Below are 8771 nucleotides of genomic sequence, written 5' to 3'. Positions count from 1 at the left end.
CGCCTGCCGCACCTCCTCCTCGGCCAGCACCAGCGCCTCGCCCGGCAGCCAGGCCAGCCGCCGCATGGCGTCGGGCAGGCCCGGCAGCCCGGCGGCCGACGAGCGCAGGGCCACCTCGCTCATCCACTCGGCGAGCATCGGCCGCCCGCCCGGGGATCTCGCGAGGAGGAGCACGGTCCGCCGACCGGAGTCGTCGTCGCTGAACGCGTCGGCAGCGCGCTGGAACGCGGGCCGGTAGCGGGTGTCGGCGGACAGGGCGAGCAGATCGCGCTGCCCGTCGCCTCTCGCCCAGTGCTCCAGGGGCAGCGAGCTGTGCTTGTTCGGATCGGCGACCGGGATGCCGTGGGCGAGCAGCAGGTCCAGCAGGTCGACGTCCTGGTTGGCCGTCAGCGCCCGGCCTGAGGCGGCGAACTCGGCGCGCACCCGGTCGGCCATCCGCTCCACCAGGGCGTAGAGGGCTGGAAGGCGGGGCGGGAAGCCCCAGGTGGTGTCGCGTGCTCTCAGGAAGCGCTCAAGCCAGCCGGCGGCGCCGTCATCGGGCAGCTCGCCCTCCGACCCACCGTCCACGTGACCCTCGGCGCTGCCCGTACCGGCCTCGCCTTGGCGGCCGCCCGAGCTCGCGTGAGTGAGGGCGGCGGTGGCGCCGGAGGTCTCGAGGATCTCCAGCCAGATGCCCGGCATCTCGCTCTCCCGGACCTGCGGCATGCTGCTCAGCAGCGTCGCGCGCACCTCGGGCCACCGCCGCCCCAACGCCGCGATCGCCGCGCTGTGCGCCTTCCACCAGCATGTCGCGGCCCGCATGGTGGCCGGTAGGCTGAGCAACTCGGCGAGGTATGCCTGCTCCTCCTCGTCGGCGTCCGCGCCCGCGGCCCTGGCTAGCCTGCGCAGGTCCGTCGCCATCTGCACCGACGGCGACAGCCCTCCCGCGGTGCGCCGCACGCACAGCCGGGCGAAGCGCCGCAGCGCCTCCTGCGCGGGCATCCTGGCGGCCAGGTCCTTGGCGTATCCCGACAGTACCTTGACCGGCAGCGCCCCAGCCAGCGCGAACTCCAGGAACACCTCGTCGAGCCGGTCCTCGTCCACCGCCAGCCCGTGCTCGGCCTCGGCCCTGCGCGCCTGGCCGAACATCTGCGCGGCGTAGGTGGAGTTCTCGACGCCCAGGAACACCCGGCCGGCCTGCTCGTAGAACGTGGGCAGGAAGTGCGGGACTGAGGCGGAGAGCCGCGCGGCGAGCTCCTGGTAGCCCTCGAGCGCGGCCTTGGGCTTGGACTTGGCCTGCCGGCCCGTGCGCTCCAGCTCCGGGACGACGGCGAGCGCGTGATGCCCGTCCTCGGGGTGGTGGGCGAGCACCCACTCGGGGAAGCCGAGCGAGCGCCGGGCGCCCAGCCCGACGACGGCGGGCTCCCCGTCCGGCTCCATGCCGAGGAAGCTCGCCGCCAGGTCCTCGGCCGCGCCGAGCTCGGCGGCGACCAGGCGCACGACGGTCCGGCCGTCCAGCCCGGGATGGCGGTAGGTGCGAGCGGTCAGCGGCACCGCCCGCTCGCCCGCCTCCTCGGTGCCGGGTGGCAGCACCGCTCCGGCCTTCAGCAGCTCCTCCGCGGGCGACATGTCGCTGGTCACGCGTCCTTCCCTTCCTCGACCCGCCGTCCGGCGTAGAGCGCCGCGGCCATCCGCATCCCCTCCGACCAGGCCACCGGGCCGACCTCGCGCAGGTGGAGCGACCTGCCGTCCTGGTCGCGCCAGCAGAGGTTTCCGGTCGTCACCTCGTCCTCCCAGTAGGGCTCGCCGATCCACACGGCCGCCTCCGCGATGCGCTCCGCGTCGCGGACCCGGCTCGTGGCATAGCCTCCGGACACCTTGTAGCCGAGCGACGTGGCCCGGGCGGCGAGGCCGAACCGCGAGTCGAATCTGCCTCCGGCGAACTCCGTCACCTCGGTCACCTCGGCCGCCTTCCCAGCGGATCCGCTCGCGCCGGACCCGCTCCCGCCGGATCCGGCCAGGTCGGCCGGCTTGCGCCAGATGGCGCGGTGGATCTGCTCGACCCTCTGCGTCACCCCCAGCTCGGCGGCGAACTCCCGCAGGTCGTCGAGGTCGGGCAGCAGCACGGGGTGCGGCAGGGTCACCGTGCGCGGGGACAGCCGGACCGTCTCGCCGTCCAGGTTGACCACGCGCAGCTCCCCGGAGTCGGTGGCGTCGCGCAGGAAGCCGACCTCGTCGGGGTCGTCGCCGACCACGGCCATGTCACGCAGGGCCGACCGCCACGCCTCGTCCGGCCACACGCTCGCCAGCACCCCGGTCGGGACGGGCAGCGAGGACACCATCCAGAGATCCACCTGGGTCACGCACGCCGCCGCGTGCCGGTCGAGCCACTCGGCCAGCCGCCGTAGCCGGTCGATCTCGGGATGCTCCCGCAACGCCTTCGGCAGGGACTTCAGCTGCCGTCCCGCCGCCCGGCCGGAGGTCGCTCTCGCCGCGACCCGGCCCTCTATGAGGGCGACCTCGTATCCGTCACCCGCCGCCAGCCAACCCAAGGCTGCCGCCTTTCGCCGTGAATGTTTGCGTGAATGAGTGCGTCAGAAGACGGCAGGCACCGCCGGTCCTGCCGCCGTGATGATGCGCGGAACGCTAACGGCCTCCACCGACAAACGCTCCTGCGGCGGCCTCTGGAGTCCGCTCGCCCAGCGCCTGGGACCCCATCCCGGTGCGGCAGACATGCGGACGACCGGCGTGGCCGCGGCCCGTGCCCGCAAGACGCTCGCAGACGGCCGGAGCGGCGGGCATCCGTAGAACTGCTTAACCCTGCTACGTAAAGCGACGGAGCTCGTGCGGAAGCGAGACATTGTCGCCGGGCGGGTCGACAGGAGGGGGAGCGGCCGCCCTGTCGGCCGGGATGACGTTCCTGGAGTACGGAAGCGACCTGGTGGGTTCGATCCGCGTACCGGCGAGCTTCTGCGGCGTTTACGGGCTGAAACCGAGCGCCGGGATCGTCCCGCTGAGCGGCTTCGGCCCTCCTGGCGTGCCGCCCACCTTGACCGAGTCGGCGTACATGTCGTCGCTGGGGCCGTTGGGCCGATTCGCCGCCGACCTGCGCACGGCGCTGCGAGTGACAGCCGGGCCCGAGGCGCCCACGGCCTACACCTGGGCGCTGCCGCGGTCGCGGCGTACCAGGCTGGCGGACTTCCGCGTCGGGTACGTGCTCGACCACCCCGGGGCGCCGGTCTCCAGCGAGGTGGGCGCCCTGCTGTCCGACGCGGTGGACGCCCTCGCCGCGACCGGGGCCACGCTTGCCGAGGGGTGGCCCGGCGGTGTGGAGCCCGTGCGCGAGGCCGAGTCGTTCGGCGTGTTCCTGTGCCCGTCGAACTTCACGCCCGCCTTCCCGCACGACGCCCGCCCCTTCGACCAGCGCACGATCCTGACCCCCGAGTGCGAGCGTCCCTACACCGACCAGCCGTTCTGGATCTCGCACGCCTCGCTGCCCGGCCTGCCGGCCGTGGTCGAGCCCGTCGGCCGCACCCCGGCCGGGCTGCCGGTCGGCGCGCAGATCGTGGGACCGCTGTACGAGGACGACACCGCGATCACGTTCGCCGAGTTGCTCGGCGACGTGGTCGGAGGGTACGAACGGCCGCCGCTCTGAGTTCCGCCGGGCGAGCGGCCCGGTGGTCAGCAGGCAGGCCGGCGGGCGGGCTCGGGGACGGACGCCGGGCTGAACTCGAGGCGGAGCGAGTCGCTCATGGGGAGCAGGAGGGCGACCCCGTTCTCGCGGGACCAGCCTCTCGGGAGCAGCAGGTACTGGTCGCCGGACCGCAGCACCAGCTTCAGGCCGTCGTAGCGGAACCGGTAGGCGGCGTCGGGGTCCTGGCAGCGGGACTCCCGGACGCTCGGGGCGCGCAGGCTCAGGCTTCGGGCGCTGTAGACGACGGCGTCGGGCGCGTTCGGGAGCTCGGCGACGAACTGGCGGGCTCGTGAGCGGCCGACCGCGGCGGAGTAGTCGTTCGCGGCCCAGAAGAGGCTCAGGCCGACCAGCACGAACACGACCGCCCATTCCAGGAAGGCGACCCAGTGAGGGCGCGCGACACCGCTCAGGTGAGGCGCGTACACCAGCAGCAGCACGCCGCAGGCCAGGCTCAGCGGGGCGATCGCCAGCTGCCTGTTGAAGATCGTTTCTGTGAAGATGCGCGAGACGCCGTTGAGGCAGAGGAGCAGCCCTGCCCCGGCCATCAGCGGGACGAGGAGGCCGGGGGCGGGGGTGGCGACGCGGACGCGCAGCAGCGTCCGGCCCCACAGCAGGAGCAGCCCCGCGCACGCGGCCACGGTCAGCGGCACGAACAGGCCGTCCACGCTGAGCTGCAGGTAGTCCTGGGTGGTCAGGCCCAGCAGAGTCGAATCCACGCCGAGGTAGTCGTAGAACCAGTACGCGCGGGACCAGCCGAAGTAGAACAGGATCGCGGTGAGCACGGTCGTGGGTGCCACGATCGCGCCGAGGACTCTGACCATCGGCAGGTCGGACGCGAGCCAGCTCCCCGCCTTCCCCTCGGATGCCCCGCTGCCGGCGGGCGGGCCTTGCGCGGTGGGCTCGGCTCCGGCCGGGCCCTCCGTCATGGGCTGGCCTCCTGTCCGGGACTCTCGTCGGGCCGCGAAGGGCCGTCTTCGGAGGGCGTGTCGGGCGGCTCGTCGACCGTGGGAGTCGGAGTGCCCGGGTCGGGGGTCGCCGTGTCTTCCCGGTCAGTGGTCGGCGTGGACGTGCAAGGCTCCTCGCCGGTGACGATCACGACTGTCGAGCCCCGCCTGACCTCGCTCCCCTGCCGAGGATCAGTCGCGACGAACGTGCAGGTCGAGAAGCCCGGAACGTCGCGCGCCTCGACCCGCAGCCGCACGCACAGCCTGTGCCCCGGGCACTGGTCTCGTATGCCGCTCTCGATCAAGGCTTTCATCACACTGAGCGGACGTCCTTGATCTTCCGTTCTCCGGGGAATCTTGATCGGGGCTCCGTAGCCCTCCCCGTCGTCTTCCTTGGCGCTTGGGACCCCGGGCGCACCGGGCTGCTCGGCCTCCGGGTCTACGGGATCACCGCAACCGGACAGCACACAACAGACCAGAAAAAGGGTCATCAGTCGCTTCATGGCACCATTATCCGATACGTTCCGCGACTGCTCGTAAGCAGTGTGTAGCCAGGCCGGGAGCTGCGCGGGAGGCGGGAGATCGCGACCGCGGCCGGGACGATCCTCTATCGTGACGGCATGCGGGGTTGGGAGCCGGTGAGCCCGTTCGAGGAGGATCTGCGGGACGCATTCGCCGCCGGCGACCTGGCCCGGTGCCTGGGGCTCCTGCGCGCCGCCGACTTCGCGCTCCCGATCAGCGAGGCGGCCGCGGCCGGGCGGGAGCGTCCCGCGTGGGCGACGGTGGCCGACGGCGGGCGCACCTGGGTGGCGGCGTTCACCTCCGTCGAGGCGATGCGGGCGGTCGCCGGCGCCGGGACGTACCGGGTGTCCTCGCTCGTGGAGCTGGCCGCCGGCTGGCCGGACCCGCGCTGGGGACTGGTGGTCAATCCGGGCCTGCCGGTCCGCCTTGCGCTGGAATCGGGTACGGTCGCCAGGCTCGCCGTGCCGTCGATGGCCCAGGATCTCGTCATCGAGCCGGGGTCGGGGCTGCCGGTCGTCCAGAAGCTGCTCCGCCCGCGCGACCTGCACGCCCTGCTGGGCGACGGCGAGGCGCGGGTGTCCGGCTACTGCCACCACGCGCTGGACGTGGCGCACATCGCCACGCCCGGCGTGCTCGCCGCGGCTCTCGGGCAGCCCGAGGCGGTGGCGGCCGGCGGTTCGGTGAACATCCTGCGCTGGCGCGCGGCCGGGCCCGCCCTCTACCGCACGCCGTACGGCGGGCTGGACGAGGAGGGCATGGCCGCCGTCGCCGGATGGGTGATCGAGGAGCCGCCCTTCGTCGGCCTGGGGCTGGTGCCCAACGTCGACCAGGTGATCCGCGAGTACAAGGTCGACGGCGTGGTCCTCACGCACGGCGCGGAGATCGTGGAGCTCACGACCGGCGGCGCCGAGCGGCGGCGCGCGGTCTACGACGGCGACACGGGCCGGTGGCTGCTGGTGCGCGCGGCACGGCCGGGAATGCCGACGTGACCTGGTCCGGCTACCGGGCCCGCTGGCAGGGCGCCGAGTACGACGCCGCCCCGGACCCGCGAGACGACGGCCTGTGGATGCGCCTGCGCAGCGGCGAGCCCGGCGAGGGGTTCGAGGAAGTGGAGCCGGGCCGCCACGTCCGGGTCGTCCCGGCGGGCGAGTGCGAGGCGGCGGTCTTCGTCACGACCGTCTGCGAGTGGCGCGGCGAGCCTTTCCAGGTGTACGGCGAGCGCGACGGCGAGCTGCTGCTGGAGTACACCGGCGGCCGGGTCACGGTCGCCGGGCGGCTCGGCCTCGAACGCGCGGAGCGCGGCGTGTACAGGTGCCGCGTCCCCCGGCACGAGATCGCCGAGCTGCGGGAGCAGGCCGTCTCCCTGCTCTCCTAGACGTCAGCCGTTCACCCCTTGTGCAGTTTGTTAACTTTCTGGAAAATCTGACTAAGAAGGGAAAATTGTTGCTGTTGGTGTCGGGGTGAAGCGTGGAGTTCGGATCACCGGAGGCCGCGGGCATGCAGGCTTACGCCGACGAGTTGCGCGCGCTGTTCCTGCGCATGCAGGACGAGGCGCTCGACCTGCACGAGCGGGCCCGTGCCGTACAGGTGACCGAGACCTCCGCCGACGGGCTGGTGTCGGCCACCGTCGGCCCGCGCGGCGACCTCGTCCGGCTCGACATCGATCCGCGCGTCTACCGCAGGCCCGACTCCAGGCACCTGGCCGACACGATCACGGAGACCGTCGGGCGGGCCGCCGCCAGGGCCCGGGAGCGCGTGGTGGAGATCTTCGAACCGCTGGTCCCGGCCGAGCAGATGGCGGCCCACCTCGACGGCGACGTCGAGACCGCGATGCGGCAGTTGGCGGAGCGGATGACCGGGGAGAGGTGAGCACCCTGCTGAAGGGCGTGAGGTTCAGCGAACGGACCGTGGCGACCGGCATCGGCATCTGGGACGAGATGGCCGCCGATCTCAAGAAGGAGTGGGAGGAGGCGGTCGCCGAGATCGAGGGACACATCGCGGCCGCGCCCTGGGGGCAGGGAGCCGAGGGCGTGCGCTTCCACGAGGCACTCATGCGCGGCGGCGGGCCGATGAGGATGATCCGCGCCGGGCGCCAGATCATCGAGCAGATCGAGGCCATGGGCCCGACCATGCGCGTCACCATCAGCAACTCGGTGGCGGCCGACCAGGCCGAGGCCGAACGCATCAAGAAGCTCCTGGAGGCCTGAGACGCGTCCCGGCGCCGCCGCGCGGAGGCGATGAACGAACGATCCTGCAGATGACGAGTTCAGGGCGGGGGGCGGCATGGCGGGCGGGCAGCGGGACGTCAACAGCGACGTACCCGGCGGCGAGGGGTCCGCCGCGGGTGGCGGCACCTCCGCCACCGACGTCCAGCCGGTCTGGGAGACCGAGAGCCTGCCCGACTGGGTGAACCACATCCTGATCCCCCTGCTCGCCTCCGGGCAGCCCTGGCCGCGGGCCAGCGAGAGCGGGCTGTGGGCGATGGCCAAGCCCCACACCAGGGCGACGAACGCCGTACTCGCCGCCTGCGACCCCACGGAGCGGGCCGTCAAGTTCATCGTCGCGGGCTGGGAGTCGCCCGCGACGCCCACCTGCCTCAACACGGTCTCCACGGCCTTCAGCGTGGAGACGGGCGCGGGAGCGGTGGCTACCTGGGCCGACGGCTACCACCGGCAGCTCGACGCCTTCGCGCGCGAGACTCAATACTCCAAGATCTCCATCAACGTGGCGTTCTGGGTGGCCGCCGTCGCGGCGTTCATCGCGCTGTTGAGCGCGTTCTTCGCGGCGGGCACCACCGCCTGGCTGGTCGGCCCGTACGCCGCCGCCGCCCGCCGGGCCATCGGCAGGATCCTCGAGGTGCTCGCCATCAACGCGGGACGGGGCGTCGCCGCCACCACGGCCGCGCGGATGACCACCCTGAGCGGCGTCGCCCAGGGCATCTCGCGGCTGATGGCCTCGCCGCTGCGCCGGGAGCTGTTCGAGGAGATCGGTGAAGAGACCTTCATCGACGCCTACAGCCAGTACGAGCAGATGCGGATGGGCACGCGCGACGAGTGGGACTGGAGGAAGACCGCCGCCTCCGCCGTCGGCGCCGGTGTGGGCGCGGGCGTCGGCCTGAAGGTCGCCAACCGGATCTCCAGGCTCACCAACCAGCTCCCCGGCATCGGGCGGCTCAACCGGATGGCGGGTGATTCGCCGGGAGTCGGCAACGCGTTCATGCGTTTCCCCGGGCGGGCGCTGAACACCGGCCTGAACAACACGATCGCGTCACCGGCCGGCAGTTTCATGGCCAATCTGGCCGTGTACGGTCAGGTGGCGCTGCCGGGACAGGACGCGTTCATCGGCGGCTTCATGGGCGGCGTGGGGCGTACCGGGACGATCAGCCCGTTCAACCCCGAGGTCGCCATGGCCCTGGCCGACCCGGGCGCGGCGCTGGCCCGGGCGAACGACCTGGCGGCGCGGAGCGACGTGGACCGGGCGGTCAACCAGGCGCTGGCCACCAGGACCGACACCCGGACCGGGCCGTCTCCCGGAGCCGCCCCGTCCACTGATCCCGCGGCCACCACTCCCGGGGGCTCCCCGGCGGCCACGACGAGGCCGGGCGCTCAGGCGGCGGCCGCCCCTGGATCCGC

The 8771-nt window shown here is 72.9% G+C and carries 9 protein-coding genes and 1 pseudogene; 6 read left to right on the top strand and 4 right to left on the bottom strand.

Annotated features, from left to right (window positions below; all coding sequences use genetic code 11):
- Positions 1-1620 (bottom strand): annotated as a pseudogene (locus tag DQW85_RS12045) (DNA-binding protein); the annotation flags it as partial.
- The gene (locus DQW85_RS12040) at positions 1617-2531 is read right to left on the bottom strand and encodes a DUF4132 domain-containing protein (protein WP_113700415.1); all 915 of its coding nucleotides are present in this window, start codon (positions 2529-2531) and stop codon (positions 1617-1619) included. The gene DQW85_RS12040 and the pseudogene DQW85_RS12045, both read right to left, overlap by 4 nt.
- A 308-nt stretch (positions 2532-2839) precedes the next feature.
- Here DQW85_RS12040 and DQW85_RS12035 point away from each other — a divergent pair, with 308 nt between their 5' ends.
- Positions 2840-3634: an amidase family protein gene (locus tag DQW85_RS12035; protein ID WP_205315057.1), complete on the top strand. Its 795-nt coding sequence runs from the start codon at positions 2840-2842 to the stop codon at positions 3632-3634.
- A 26-nt stretch (positions 3635-3660) separates the two neighbouring features.
- Here the strand turns inward: DQW85_RS12035 and DQW85_RS12030 are convergent, their stop codons facing one another.
- Both DQW85_RS12030 and DQW85_RS44410 read right to left on the bottom strand, forming a co-directional pair.
- Complete coding sequence (locus DQW85_RS12030; protein ID WP_113700414.1) at positions 3661-4599, bottom strand: hypothetical protein; 939 nt, start codon at positions 4597-4599, stop codon at positions 3661-3663.
- A complete protein-coding gene (locus DQW85_RS44410; protein ID WP_162794919.1) occupies positions 4596-5120 on the bottom strand; it encodes a hypothetical protein in 525 nt (174 codons plus the stop codon). The genes DQW85_RS12030 and DQW85_RS44410 overlap by 4 nt, the downstream gene beginning before the upstream one ends.
- 117 nt (positions 5121-5237) lie before the next feature.
- Between DQW85_RS44410 and DQW85_RS12020 the strand changes: the two genes are divergently transcribed.
- From DQW85_RS12020 to DQW85_RS12000, 5 genes are all read left to right on the top strand, one after another.
- Positions 5238-6128, top strand: coding sequence for an SseB family protein (locus DQW85_RS12020; RefSeq protein WP_113700412.1), 891 nt, complete (start codon positions 5238-5240; stop codon positions 6126-6128).
- Positions 6125-6514, top strand: a complete 390-nt coding sequence (locus DQW85_RS12015) for a hypothetical protein (protein WP_113700411.1) — start codon at positions 6125-6127, stop codon at positions 6512-6514. Before DQW85_RS12020 ends, DQW85_RS12015 begins: the two co-directional genes overlap by 4 nt.
- Before the next feature lie 92 nt (positions 6515-6606).
- Positions 6607-7008 carry a YbaB/EbfC family nucleoid-associated protein gene (locus tag DQW85_RS12010; protein WP_240197107.1) on the top strand — a complete coding sequence of 134 codons (402 nt, stop codon included), beginning with the start codon at positions 6607-6609 and terminating at the stop codon, positions 7006-7008.
- Positions 7005-7346, top strand: a complete 342-nt coding sequence (locus tag DQW85_RS12005) for a hypothetical protein (protein WP_113700410.1) — start codon at positions 7005-7007, stop codon at positions 7344-7346. The genes DQW85_RS12010 and DQW85_RS12005 overlap by 4 nt, the downstream gene beginning before the upstream one ends.
- Before the next feature lie 76 nt (positions 7347-7422).
- The coding region (locus DQW85_RS12000; protein ID WP_205315056.1) for a WXG100-like domain-containing protein at positions 7423-8771 on the top strand (1349 nt) is incomplete at its 3' end.

It is taken from the genome of Nonomuraea lactucae (assembly GCF_003313395.1).
GTDB lineage: Bacteria > Actinomycetota > Actinomycetes > Streptosporangiales > Streptosporangiaceae > Nonomuraea > Nonomuraea lactucae.
The sequence above is the reverse complement of the archived record's forward strand: the minus strand, read 5'-3'. Positions and strand labels throughout refer to the sequence as shown.